Below are 13,219 nucleotides of genomic sequence, written 5' to 3' on the forward strand. Positions count from 1 at the left end.
ATAAATTTTCTTTTGAATCTTTGTCTAACTTTTTGGGGTCAGTTCAGATTTGGTCGTGCCGATTTTTTTATGCAATGTGATCAGAATATTTCGTGAAATGTGCAAATGCTCAAATTATTCACTCATAAAATGTGTGAAATCAAAAATCATTCCCTCATAAAATGTGTGAAATCAAAAATTATTCACTCATAAAATGTGCAGAGAGTGCCGCAATCGCCTATTTTACGCCACTTTACTCCTCGTGTGCAAGAAGCCTTTTATAGCTGCGGTCAATGCCTATTGCACCAAGGGGTGCGGTGATAAGGATCGCAAGCACAGCCACAGAAAGCACTATCTTTCCGCAGGGCAGACCAAGTGACATCGGCACTGAGCCGATAGCCGCCTGAACTGTCGCCTTTGGCATATATGCCGTTACACAGAAAAGCTTTTCTTTCAGCGTCAGCTTCGTGCCGAGAAGACATATCCATACGCCCACGGCTCTGAAAATAAGCGCTCCGAAAATAAGAAGCACAGCCGCCGCACCTGCCGTAAGGGTGTAGCGTATGTCCACTGCCGCACCAACAAGGACAAAAAGCACAGCTTCAGCGGCTATCCAAAGCTTGCCGAACTTTTCTGAAAGCCTTGCAGACACGCTTTTGTCAGCCTTTATTTTTATCACGCAAGCCATTGCCACAACTGCAAGAAGTCCCGATACAGCCACATAAGGCTTCAAAAATGTTTCCACTGACATGAGCAGGAATGCCAAGCCCAAGATGGCGATGACCTTTGTGCTGTTTCTTATTTTGTTACCTTTGCGGTAGGATATTTCAAAAATATAGAAAAGCACAAACCCTGATAGCGAGCCGAGAAGCACTCCGAGGATTATTGACACGGGGATATTGAGAAAATCCGTCGCCTTTGCAGAGCCGCCCTGCGCCATTGTTACGAATGTGGAGAACAGCACGATAACGAAAATATCATCGCATGAAGCTCCCGCAAGTATCATTTGCGGTATGCTTTTTTCAGTGCCGTATTTTTCTTCCATAAGCTTCACCATTCTCGGCACTACCACCGCAGGGGATACCGCACCAAGCACCGCACCCATAACAGCGGCTTCCGTGTGGTTTATCCCAAGAAGCAGCGGAGCAAGGATAAAATATCCCAGTATCTCAAAGCTTGCAGGCAGAAATGACATCATGACCGCAGGTCTGCCCACCTTTTTCAGATCAGACAAATTGAGTGACAGCCCTGCTTTGATAAGGATAATGATAAGGGCTATCTGCCGAAGCTCTGAGGATATGCCAAGTATCTTAGGATCCAGCAGATCGAGAACGTAAGTGCCTGTGAGGATGCCCGTTGCAAGCATACCGATTATCCTCGGCAGACCGATAGCCTGAAAAATGGCGGCGGCTGACAGCCCCACAAGAAAGATCACAGCCAGTGAAAATAACATAATTATACCTCCCAAAAGTCAAAAAAGCTGACAACTCCTGCGTAAAAAACAGAAGTCATCAGCTTAATAAGCGGTTTAGGTTTCCCAGGGGAGAACATCATTCCCCGATATGAGATTTTACTATTGTATTTTACCACATTGCCGTGATAATGTCAAGTGCTTAACAGGTCTGCGGTTGAACTTTTTTCATTTTTGTGGCCTGGCGCTGAGCCATAACAAGCTTGTAGTATACGCCTTTTTTCTGCATAAGTTCAGCGTGAGTGCCGAACTCTGCAAGTCTGCCCTTGTCAAGGACGATAAGCCTGTCGGCGTTGCTGAGGGTGGAAAGTCTGTGAGCAATGGCAATTGTCGTCCTGCCCTTTGTGAGCTTGCCCAAAGCGTCTTGTATCTGCTTTTCCGTCTGAGTGTCAAGAGAAGCCGTCGCCTCGTCAAGTATTATTATTTTAGGGTCATGGAGTATCGCTCTTGCAATGGCAATTCTCTGACGTTCGCCGCCCGAAAGCTGATAGCCCTTGTTGCCCACTCGGGTGTTGTAGCCGTCAGGGAGCTTTGTGATAAAGTCATGTGCATTCGCAATTTTCGCTGCCCTTATTACCTCCTCAAAGGTAGCGTCAGGCTTTGCATATGCTATATTTTCAAGTACGTTTCCGTCAAAAAGGAAAGTTTCCTGCAACACCACGCCCACCTGTGAACGCAGGCTGTGCTGTGCAATATCCTTTATGTTAACACCATCAATGCGTATCTCTCCCTGTGTGCAGTCATAAAGCCTGAGAATAAGATTTATCATTGTGGATTTTCCCACACCTGAGTGTCCCACAATGCCTATCATTTCGCCCTTGTTTATCTTGCAGGTTATGTCTTTCAGCACAGGATTGTATACCTTGTAGCCAAAATAAACGCCGTCAAATTCGATATCGCCTTGAATGTCAAGGTCAATAGGGTCATCACAATCACGAACGTCAGTGTCCTCGTCAAGTATCTCAAAGACCTTGCCTGCGGAAACTGAGGTGTCCGCAAGATTTCTCGGTATCTGTATGAGCCAGCGTATAGGTTCGTAAAGCATTGCAACGTAGGTGGTGAACTGTATAAGCTGACCTAATGTCATGGTGTGGTCGAGAATCATGTTTCCACCGAAATACAGTACGAAGAAGTTACCAATGGTGAGGATAAATTCTGAGGCAGGAATGGTGAGATACCACATCATTTCCGCACGAACGCAGCTTTTCGCCCAGCGTTGGGAACATTCTGTGTAGCGCTGTATCTCCCTTACCTCGTTGCCGTAGGACTTTACAACTCTTATGCCGTTTAAAATATCATGCAAAGTTTCTCCATGAGAAACGCCGTTTTTCCATACCTTTGTGTAGCGTATCGCCATGGCGTCAAAAAGCTTTTGCACTATTATGAAAACTATCGGCACAGGCAAAACTGTCATAAGCGCAAGCCGCCAGTCCATGATAAAAAGCAGTATGCCTATTATCACAAGGGAAAGTATTTTTACTATGGCGTCCTTGCCGTTTGCAGTGATGAAGTCCTCAAGCTTTGCGGCGTCGCTTGAAACACGGTTGATAAGCTCGCCTGCTGTTCGCTTTGATATGGAGTTCATGGAAAGCTGCTGTGACTTTTCAAATATCTCCTGCCTAAGGTCACGTCCCAGATTGAGTGCGACCTTGAAGCTGTTTTTCATGTTGAAAAACTCAAACACTCCTGCCAAAAGCAGCAGGGTGACGATAGTGATGATAACTCCTGCAAGTCCTGCCCAATGGGTGTTTTTCGGGGTAACATACTTGTCGATTATAACTCTGTCAAGATATGGCGCAAGCACCCAAATAAGCTCGGAAAGTATCGTGCATATAACTGCGATCGCAAAATATTTCTTGTATGGCGCAATGCGTTTTATGAGCTTGACCATTGTCTTGCCCTTGCCTGTGCAGTAGATACATTCCTTTGCGCCCTCCAGCGGCAGACCGCATTTCGGGCAGACAGGCTCTTCCGTGTCAGTTATCTCCATAAGCTCGCCTGTGCGCAAACAGTGGTCAAGAAGCTTCATAAGCTCGGCGTATCTGAGAAACTGATCCTGCGAAAAACCGCAGAAGCAGATAGTTTCACCGCTTTTCAGCGTTCCCTGAGCCATTGAAGTGCCTATCTGCTGTCTGCACTCAAACTCGGAAAAATCGCCTATGCTGTATTCAAGTGTTATCTCACTGCCGCTGTAAACGTATATTTTTTCTTTTGTCACACAGAAATGTCCGTCCATTTTGTCGCCCTCACGGGTGAAGTTCGCAGGCAGGGAGTAAACAATGTCTGTCGGAGCATTCTGCGGCAGGGAAGTTTTTAGATCCATATTTTCACACTCCTTTCAGCGTGGTCTAACACCTTTTAGGTGTACATTTCAAGCACCTGACGGCTTTTTCTGTCAAGCTTGTGAATGTCAGGACAGAAATATTTGTTGCCGTCTGCGTCGTTGACGTAAAGATAATCATAGCCTATCATTCTGAAATTCTGATACCAGTCACGGATACAGATAGTTTTCTGTCCTGAAGTGGTGTCAGCTTTGACAAATATCGCACCACGCATATTGTCCTTTATGCTGTAGACCTTTGTTATCTCAGGCATATAGTATTTGTATTCAAGATAGCTGTCAAGAAGCTTGTATTGCTCATCGTCAAGCTCCGCCATATCTTTTATAACGCCTATCTCACGGAATTCTTTTTCGGTATTTTCGTATGAAAGGCTTATGTAGGTGGTCTTTGAGTAAAATGGTATGAGTCTTGTGGGGTTTACCTTGTGATAAGTCCTGCCCTCATAATCGAGGGTAAGAAAACCGCTTTCTTCCTTTGCAAGGCGTATTTTTTTGCAGTCAAGCAAATTAAGCTTATCGACCTCATAAACCTCCTGCTCAGCGGTAATATTTTCAGCCATTGTGTTCATCTCCTTACTATTCGTTTATGAACTGCAATGCTTCAGATTGCAGTTTGTAAAGCTCGAAATATTTGCCTTTTTCTTTTATGAGCTTGTCATGTGTACCCATTTCTTTAAGCTCGCCGTTTTCAATAACGCAGAGCATATCAGCGTCACGGAGAGTTGAAAGGCGGTGTGCGATAGAAATAATCGTCCTGCCCTGTTTCAGATTGTCGATAGCGGCTTGTATCTTTCGTTCTGTCCTTGTGTCCATGGAAGCGGTCGCTTCGTCAAGGATAAGTATATTAGGCTTCTGAATGATAGCCCTTGCGATAGATATTCTCTGCTTTTCACCGCCTGACAAGGATATTCCGCCCTCGCCGACCTTAGTGTTATAGCCCTCAGGGAGCTTTGTTATAAACTCATGTGCGTTTGCGGACTTTGCCGCTTCGATAACTTCTTCCATGGTGGCGTCAGGGTTTGCATAGCGGATATTGTCAGCTATCGACCCTATGAAAAGGAAAGTTTCCTGAGAAACTATACCGATATTTCTGCGCAGATCGTCAAAAGCTATCTTCCTGATAGGCACACCGTCAATGGTTATCTCACCGCCTGTTACGTCATAAAGCCTTGCCATAAGGTTTATGATAGTGGATTTTCCTGCGCCTGTTTTACCAACGATTCCAAACATATGTCCGGCCTGAACCTTGAAAGAAACGTTTTTTATGATAGGGTGACCTGCTTCATATTCAAAGGATACATTTTTAAGCTCGATATTGCCCCTCATGTTTTCCATGTGAACAGGGTGTTCGTCCTCTTTTACAGTAGGCAGAGCGTCCATTATCTCAAACATTCTTGACGCGGCGTCCATACATTTTGCCCAGCGGTCGCCTATCCATGTGAAAAAGTTGATAGGATCCATAGCCATTTCGGTATAGGAAATAAGTGCTGAAAGTGCGCCGAATAGTATGTGACCTTTTATAACAAGCACTGCGCCGAGGCAGAAAACAAGCTTGTTCACTATCCTATAGAACGTCCATATAACAGGGATAGTGTTTGCTATTCGCGAGTTTATCCTTGAGTTTATTAAAAATGCGTCAGTGTTTTTTACCCTATAGCGTTCTATCTCTCTGTCCTCACGGGCGAAAGCCTTTACCACACGCTGACCGTTCATAACGTCAGACAGCACCGAGTTTGCAGAACGCATTGCAACGTCATATTTGCGGTAAAGCTTGCGCTGGCTTTTGTAAAATTGGTGCTGAACTATCTCTATCACCGAGATAGTGAGGATTATACCAAGTGACAGAAGTGGCGAAATTGTGAGCATTATTACTGCAATACCCACTATTTTTACTACGTTTGTAAGACCATACGGCACTATATCCGTGAAAAACCAGTAGATATTCTGGCTGTCACGGTCAACTCTTGACATAAGCGAGCCTGTCTGCTTGCTTGTGAAAAAGTCAAGGGAAAGCCGCTGCATTGAGGAGAATATCTTCACCCTAAGCCGGTGCGTAACAACAGGCACGACCTTTGAGGTTATAATGCCTGAAATGATACGCATTATCATTCCTGCAATGTTTATGCCCACGATGAGCATTACTATCATGAGTATCTTGCCATAGTATTTTCCGTTTTCCGCAAGCACATCATCATAGAGCATTTGAGAGCCGAATATCGGCGAAAGCACTGCGAAAACGTTGCTTAAAACTATGGTGAGCAGTATGAGAAATACCGCACCCTTAAATTCACCGAACATAGAAAGCAGGCGTTTGAACACCGAGCGTCTGTCTACACATCTCGGACAGACAGGGCGGTTAGGGTCAGGATAAGGCTCACCGCAGGTAGGGCAGTGGGTCTTTACTCCTTCCAGCAGGCGGTCGTCAATAGGCTCGTTCTTGGCTGTGCAGTTCACACGCTGGCTGAATTTCTCGAATTTGTCAGCAAAGCCAAGTGAAAACCTTGCTATAGGAAACTCCTTGTCGGACTTGTCCTTTATCATAAGTCTTGCGGAATTTGCATAGCGGTCAACAAACATTTCTTCAATGCTGTCTATGGGGTATTCATCATAGCCTGATACTGTGAAGCTTACGAGATTTTTTCTCTTCTGCCCACGTTTCATTTTTCCGTATTCTTCATAGCCACGGAGTATGCAAAGGGTGTCTTTTGTGAAAGTTATGTATACGTCCACATATCCGCCCTCACCGTCAAGGTCAGCTTTTACGCAGTAAAGCAGCTCGTCAGTCATAACTCCACGCTTTAGCAGTTCGTTTTCTGCAAGCTGTGGCAAAACGTCAAAAAACTTCATGTATTCCCTCCTTTTCGGGATAAATTTCATATTCTTCCGATATAATTCTGTAAATTCGCATAATGTAACTGCCTATAACAGGTCAAAAAAAGACCTCTGATACCTGATATCAGAGGTCGCAATAGTTCTGCAGTATAATATCCAGAAAGCTGATAAAAATCTCATTAGCTTTTGGTAATAAGGGCAGGCAAAATGACATCTGAAAGGCATATTGAACTTACATTATTTGCAAGGCCTATATTCTCGTTAGTCTTTAGAAGATCGAAAAGAATATTTCTCATTTCACCCACCACCTTTCAGTTTATTTTTATAGCGTTTATCATTATACGAATTTTTGTGAAACATCACGCAAGGTTTATTATATAACCAAACTTTCTATTTGTCAATAGGATTTTCCAAATTTTTTTTGCTTTTTGAGAAAGCTGCCCAGAATATCAGCACAAGAAGTATCACCGCAAAGCACATCCAACCAATAAGAACAGGCAGACTTCTGTTTGAGAATGTGTCATAGTATCCTTTGAGGTAGATGAAACAGATAAGTGCAGGCACAACGTAGGCCATGTAGCTGCGAAGGCCGTTTGGAATATGCTTGCCCTTGCCGGTGTTGGCTTCCTTGATGAAGTTCTCCCAGCCCCAGCCGTTTTTGCGAACGCAGAAAAGCACTCCCACAAGAGAGCCAAGTGGCAGAAGATTCGACGACACCAAGAAGTCTTCAAGGTCCATGATAGTCGAGCCTGCGCCCATTGGCTGGATATTTTTCAGCAGGTTAAAACCAAACACAGCAGGCATTGTAAGCACAAGTATCATCACAAGGTTTACAATAAGTGATTTTTTTCTGCTCCAATCCCACAGTTCCACCGACATTGTGATAATGTTCTCAAACACTGCGATAACGGTGGAAAGCGCCGCAAATGACATGAAGATGAAGAAGAATATTCCCCACAAGCGGCTTGAAGCCATATGGTGGAAAACGTTAGGCAGAGTAATGAACAGCAGTGACGGACCTGAGTCAGGCTCGATGCCGTATGCAAAGCAGGCAGGGATTATGATAAGTCCCGCAACGACAGCCACGGCAGTGTCAAGAACGATAACGTTCACAGACTCGCCTACAAGAGTGCGGTCCTTTTTCAAATAGCTTCCGAATATCTCCATTGTGCCTATGCCTATGCTTAGTGTGAAAAACGCCTGAGTCATTGCGGCGAAAAGCACTGATGTGAAGCCTTTTTCCTTAAAGACGTCAAAGTCCGGCACAAGAAAGAATTTAAGCCCCTCAGAAGCGCCTTTCAGCCTGATAGAGTTCACCGCCAGTACCACCATGAGCGCCATAAGCAGTATCATCATAAATTTCGTTACCTTTTCAATGCCGTTTTGCAATCCCAGTGCGCAAACACCGATACAAAGTATGATAACGATAGCCGAGAATATGAGCATAAGCCACGGTGAAGCCTGCATATCCTTAAAAGCCTCAGCCGTTGCCGCTGTGCTTGAAGCGTCCAACGAGCCAGTGGCGTATTTAAAAGCATAGTATAACATCCAGCCTGTGACCATGGTGTAAAACATCATGAGCAGATAGTTTCCTGCAATGCTCGTGTATTTTGTGCAGTGATATCGGCTACCGGGCTTTTCAAGTCGGTTGAAAGCCTGAGAAAGGCTTCGGCTGCTTCCTCTGCCTATGGCAAATTCGCATATGAGTATTGGCAGTCCCAACAGCACAAGGCAGATAATGTATAGGAACAGAAAAGCTCCGCCGCCGTTTTGTCCGCAGATGTATGGAAACTTCCACACGTTGCCAAGACCAATGGCACACCCTGCGGACACAAGTATAAATCCCAATCGGGATTGAAAGGTTGCTCTGTTTTTATTTTCGTTCATAATAATTCTCCTGTAAAAATAGTCATACAATCTCTATTATATAGTATATCTTATCTTTTGTCAAATTTTCACAAAGTATCATATTACTATGCTAAAACGTGTTAAAAAACAAGCCTTTCAAAAACGCAAAAGCGGGACGTCGAGGGCGCCGTCCCCTACATATACTGCAAAATGTTTTGTGAAAATTTGCCGAAAACAAAAACCCTCCCCATAGGGGAAGGCTTTGTCATAAGGAAATTGATTATAGGAAGGATAACTATTATACAAATTTATATTTATACAAATTCTATTTTTCTGTAGGAGTCGATAGCGCCCTGATGTTTAACGCTTTCACCGCAGAATTTATTTGAAAACGCTATACAGCGTTCTAGCTGTGCATTGTCAAGGTCACAAAGACCTTCGGCGGTCACGCTGAGAGTTTTCAGTGCATATAGGAACGAGCCTATAAATCCGTCTCCTGCACCTGTTGTGTCAACGGCTTTCACTTTTTCGCTCTCTGCAAATGCCTGAGCGTTCTTTGTGAAAGCATATGCTCCCTCTGAGCCGCAGGTGTATATCACAAGCTTCACATTGCCCGTGAAAAGTTTTGGCAGAGCGGCTTTGATGTCGTTTTCACCTGTGATAAATCCAAGCTCTTCGTCTGATATCTTCACAATGTCAGCCATTGGTATAAACTCATTCACAGTATCATGCAGAGCTTTCTTGTCGTTCCAAAGAGGAAAACGCAGATTAGGGTCAAAGCTTATCATTGCACCTTTTTGACGTGCATAGGCGATAGCCTTTTTGTGTGCGTCTTTCATCGGAAAATCTCCAAGGGAAACACTGCAAAAATGCAGTGCGTATGCGTCCTCAAACCATTCTTCTTTTACCTGCTCCGCTGAAAAAAGCATATCTGCGGAGGGCTTTCTGTAGAATGAGAACGTCCTGTTGCCGTCATTTTCAAGGCTCACAAAAGCCAAAGCTGTGTTCGCCTTGTCGGTGAAGCTCACAAGGGAAGTGTCGATTCCAGCCCTTGCAAGGTCGCCTGCTATCTTTCTTCCGAATGGGTCATCACCAAGCTGAGTGATAAATTTCGAGCTTCCGCCAAGGATAGTGAACGCTCCGCAGACGTTTGCAGGTGCTCCGCCGCTTTTAGGGCTGAAAGCCGTTACCTCCTCAAAAGCACAGCCTGTCTGTGCAGGGATAAAATCTATCAGTGCTTCGCCTATGGCAAAAAGTGTGTTTCCCATTGCAGTTCCTCCTCTCAGATGTCCCAGACCTGTGCCTCAAAGCCGTTTACTTTAAGCTTTACGCTGTCATTATCGGGATATATTCTTGTTGACATCACAGTTTCGCCGTCATTGATATATACCTCAATGCTTGACATATCTGCGATAACTCTTATGTTTCTCACGTTGTCTATCTCTGCGTTTCTTACCGTTCTGCCGCAGCCGTATTTTTCGTCAGTAAATTTCATTGTAAAGAGCTTTTTCTCTTTATCAAAGCCAAGTTCCAGCTTGCCGTCAAGGAATATGCTGAAACTGTCCGCAGGCTCACCGTCAAGCTCAAATGGCAGAGGATATTCTGCAGATTGACCGCTGCTTTGACGGCGTGCGTTGCTTTTAAGCTCGTCAAATTCAGCTATAGGCTGCTGTCTGAGCTTGCCGTTGGGTGCAACTGTTACGACCCTCGGTATGGTAAGGCAGTGCTGCCAGCCAAGCTCAGTTGTGGCATTGCCGTATGCCTTGTTATCCATGCCAAGCCAACCTATGAGTATTCTCCTGCCCTGTGGGTCAAGAAATGTCTGCGGCGCATAGAAGTCAAAGCCCATGTCCCATTCGGTGAAATCGCCTAGAACGCTGTCCTCAAGCTTGCCCTGAACAGGGAAGTAGCCTGATTCGTTAAGGTTCTGCCACTTTGTTTCATAGTGAGGCATACCCTGCGGGCAGGTGCTTAAAAAACCCTTGCCGTCTATCTCGAAATAGTCAGGGCATTCCCACATATAGCCGTAGCCCTCTTTGTATACCTTGCCGGTGTATTTCCAGTTTATAAGATCGTCAGATTCGTATACAAGCACACAGCCCTCGTCGTCAAAAGTTCTTGCACCCAGCACCATTTTCCATGCGTCGCCCTCTTTCCACACCTTTGGATCTCTCACATGGCATGAGCAGAAATCAGGGTAGTCGCTGTTTCTGAGAAGTACCTGCTTTTCACTCATTTTGCTTCCGTCTGTGGTGGTGACGTGGATAACGTTCGCACCTCTGCCGGCTTTGACATAATCATAATCGCCTATCATCTTCACATTACCTGTGTAGAAAATATGCAGAACACCGTCATTTTCAATGGCACTTCCTGAGTAAACGCCATGGCTGTCCTCAGGAATGTCAGGCATCATAACTGCTCTGTCATAAGTCATGTGCATAAGGTCGCTGCCGTGATAATGTCCCCAGCCTCTCGGTGTGTGACCGTCAGCGGCTATTGGGCTGTACTGAAAATAAACATGATATTCGCCCTTGTAAAAGCTCAGACCGTTCGGGTCATTTAGCCAGCCGTCAGGCGGTTCGATATGAAATCTCTGACGCCATTTTGCGTTCTTTATTCTTTCTCTGTTTTCCAGTTTTTCTTTGTTATCCATTTATATCCTCTCCTTTTAATGCGTTGATTATGATTATTGACAGTTTTTCTGTGCTTTATGCGTTTACCTTTATTAGCTTATCTCCTATAGTCACTTCTGTGCCTTCTTCTGCAAGCTCCTCAACAGATGTAAATTCGTCTGAATTGCCCACAAGAACAGGTGTGATAGTCTGATAGCCCTTGCTCTTTATAAAGTCCATATCGAAAGTGATAAGCGTCTGTCCCTTTGTTACTCTGTCGCCCTCAGAAACGTAAGCCTTGAAGCCCTCGCCTTTAAGCTCAACAGTGTTTATTCCAACGTGGATAAGAAGTTCCTTGCCGTTGTCAAGTGTCAAACCAACTGCATGGAAAGTGTCAAAAAGCGTTTCAACCTTGCCGTCGCCAGGTGCAACGATCTTGCCCTCGGTAGGTTCTATTGCCGCACCAAGACCAAGTATGCCCTGCGCAAAGGTCTGGTCAGGAACGTTTTCAAGCTTTACAGCCTTGCCGCTAAGCGGAGCTGTGATAATGCCGTCATCTGCTACGTCTGCATTTTCAGCCTTTGTTTCGATAGCCTGTGCAGGCTGTTCAGCCTTTTCTGTCTTGTTTTCGGAAGGCTTGTTCTCGTTTTTTATCTGCTCGTTGTTCGTGCCGAAAAGCCAAGTAAGAGTGAATGCAACGCCCATTGCTACAGCCATTGAGATTATATACTTTACTGGGTGGTTGAGTGTAAGAAGTATTGCAAATATTCCTGTTACACCTGTTGCAGTTGCGCCAAGGTGGAGGATAGAAGCGACCATTGCTCCACAAGCGCCGCCGATAGAGCCGAATATGAAAGGCTTTACAAATCTAAGGTTTACACCGAATATTGCAGGCTCTGTGATGCCAAGCATACAAGACAGTGCAGAAGGATAAGCCATTGATCTTATCTTATTGTTCTTGCTTCTTACTGCCACTGCAAGGCAGGCAGCTCCCTGAGCCATGTTTGCGGCAGATGCCAGAGGCAGCCAATAGGTCGCACCGTATTTAGCAAGCTGACCAATGTCGATAACAGTGTACATATGATGTATACCGCCAACAACTGTTGTTGAATAGAAACCGCCCATTATGAACGAACCAATGCCGAATGGGATAGTGATGAGCTTCTGAACGCCTGTGATAATGCCATTTTCAAGGGCAACAAATACAGGACCGATAAAGGTGTAAACGAGGAAAGCTGTTACTGTAAGGCTCACAAGAGGTGTAACGAAAAGGTCGATTATGTCAGGCACTTTCTTGTGAAGCTTTTTCTCCATAGTCGCAAGAATGAATGAAGCGATGATGATAGGAATTACATGACCCTGATAGCCTACCATGTGAACGTTGAACAGACCGAATATGGAGAACGTCTGCTCATATCCGTTTGTGGAAACTGTCCAAGCGTTTTGCAGGTCGGGGTGGATAAGGAACATTCCTATTACCGCACCAAGGTAAGGGTTGCCGCCGAACACCTTAGTTGCAGAATAGCCAATAAGTATGGGCAGGAACGTGAACGCTGCATTTGAAAGCAGTTTGAATATTGTGAAAACATATCCATTTGTGTCAAGAGATATAAAGCCGTTTGAAGCCATGAAATTCAAGGCTTCCATTATTCCCATGATAAGACCGCCTGCAACGATAGCAGGGATTATAGGTACGAATACGTCGCCGAGAGTTTTGATAAGTCTTTTGAACCAGTTCTGCTTCTGAGCCACCTGAGCCTTGACTTCGTCCTTTGAAGAGGCTTCCACGCCTGCCTCTGCGATAAATTCATCATAGACCTTGTTTACCGTTCCAGTGCCTATGATGATCTGAAGCTGTCCAGAAGCTTCAAAAACGCCCTTTACAACATCAATGTTCTCCAGGGTATCCTTCTGTATCTTTGAGTTGTCTGCGATTATAAGTCTTAATCTTGTGGCGCAGTGTGCGGCACTGACCAGATTTTCCTTTCCGCCTATAGCAGAAAGTATCTCACGAGCTGAACTTCTGTGATCCATAATATCCCGTCCTTTGCTTGTTTATTATTATTATTTTGTCCGAACTATGTTATTTTATCAGTTTCATCATTTATGTGATACCGATTTCATTAACTATATTAT

8 protein-coding genes and 1 riboswitch are annotated in these 13,219 nt (G+C 44.8%); all 8 genes read right to left on the minus strand.

Features of this window, described 5'->3' with window-relative positions:
* Positions 1-232: 232 nt before the first annotated feature.
* Positions 233-1,432, minus strand: coding sequence for a cation:proton antiporter (locus DW015_RS10895; RefSeq protein WP_117905653.1), 1,200 nt, complete (start codon positions 1,430-1,432; stop codon positions 233-235).
* Between the two features lie 42 nt (positions 1,433-1,474).
* Positions 1,475-1,546, minus strand: a riboswitch (Fluoride riboswitch).
* Positions 1,547-1,592: 46 nt separating this feature from the next.
* Positions 1,593-3,773 carry an ABC transporter ATP-binding protein gene (locus tag DW015_RS10900; protein ID WP_117905654.1) on the minus strand — a complete coding sequence of 727 codons (2,181 nt, stop codon included), beginning with the start codon at positions 3,771-3,773 and terminating at the stop codon, positions 1,593-1,595.
* A 35-nt stretch (positions 3,774-3,808) separates the two neighbouring features.
* A complete protein-coding gene (locus DW015_RS10905) occupies positions 3,809-4,351 on the minus strand; it encodes a DUF1854 domain-containing protein (RefSeq protein WP_181979911.1) in 543 nt (180 codons plus the stop codon).
* A gap of 16 nt (positions 4,352-4,367) precedes the next feature.
* Positions 4,368-6,638 carry an ABC transporter ATP-binding protein gene (locus DW015_RS10910; protein ID WP_117905656.1) on the minus strand — a complete coding sequence of 757 codons (2,271 nt, stop codon included), beginning with the start codon at positions 6,636-6,638 and terminating at the stop codon, positions 4,368-4,370.
* Between the two features lie 375 nt (positions 6,639-7,013).
* Positions 7,014-8,510: a sodium-dependent transporter gene (locus DW015_RS10915; RefSeq protein ID WP_117905657.1), complete on the minus strand. Its 1,497-nt coding sequence runs from the start codon at positions 8,508-8,510 to the stop codon at positions 7,014-7,016.
* A 275-nt stretch (positions 8,511-8,785) separates the two neighbouring features.
* Positions 8,786-9,739, minus strand: a complete 954-nt coding sequence (locus tag DW015_RS10920; protein WP_117876811.1) for a carbohydrate kinase — start codon at positions 9,737-9,739, stop codon at positions 8,786-8,788.
* A gap of 14 nt (positions 9,740-9,753) precedes the next feature.
* Complete coding sequence (locus DW015_RS10925) at positions 9,754-11,124, minus strand: glycoside hydrolase family 32 protein (RefSeq protein ID WP_117905658.1); 1,371 nt, start codon at positions 11,122-11,124, stop codon at positions 9,754-9,756.
* 55 nt (positions 11,125-11,179) lie between these two features.
* The gene (locus DW015_RS10930) at positions 11,180-13,117 is read right to left on the minus strand and encodes a PTS beta-glucoside transporter subunit IIBCA (protein WP_117905659.1); all 1,938 of its coding nucleotides are present in this window, start codon (positions 13,115-13,117) and stop codon (positions 11,180-11,182) included.
* Positions 13,118-13,219 lie beyond the last annotated feature (102 nt).

Origin of the sequence: Ruminococcus sp. AF37-20 (genome assembly GCF_003460465.1) — a bacterium.
Taxonomy (GTDB): domain Bacteria; phylum Bacillota; class Clostridia; order Oscillospirales; family Ruminococcaceae; genus Hominimerdicola; species Hominimerdicola aceti.

What these genes read in the sequence shown, in the direction of transcription:
- DW015_RS10895 (WP_117905653.1), bottom strand. Translation starts at nt 1,432, where the DNA reads ATGTTATTTTCACTGGCTGTGATCTTTCTTGTGGGGCTGTCAGCCGCC.
- DW015_RS10900 (WP_117905654.1), bottom strand. Translation starts at nt 3,773, where the DNA reads ATGGATCTAAAAACTTCCCTGCCGCAGAATGCTCCGACAGACATTGTT.
- DW015_RS10905 (WP_181979911.1), bottom strand. Translation starts at nt 4,351, where the DNA reads ATGGCTGAAAATATTACCGCTGAGCAGGAGGTTTATGAGGTCGATAAG.
- DW015_RS10910 (WP_117905656.1), bottom strand. Translation starts at nt 6,638, where the DNA reads ATGAAGTTTTTTGACGTTTTGCCACAGCTTGCAGAAAACGAACTGCTA.
- DW015_RS10915 (WP_117905657.1), bottom strand. Translation starts at nt 8,510, where the DNA reads ATGAACGAAAATAAAAACAGAGCAACCTTTCAATCCCGATTGGGATTT.
- DW015_RS10920 (WP_117876811.1), bottom strand. Translation starts at nt 9,739, where the DNA reads ATGGGAAACACACTTTTTGCCATAGGCGAAGCACTGATAGATTTTATC.
- DW015_RS10925 (WP_117905658.1), bottom strand. Translation starts at nt 11,124, where the DNA reads ATGGATAACAAAGAAAAACTGGAAAACAGAGAAAGAATAAAGAACGCA.
- DW015_RS10930 (WP_117905659.1), bottom strand. Translation starts at nt 13,117, where the DNA reads ATGGATCACAGAAGTTCAGCTCGTGAGATACTTTCTGCTATAGGCGGA.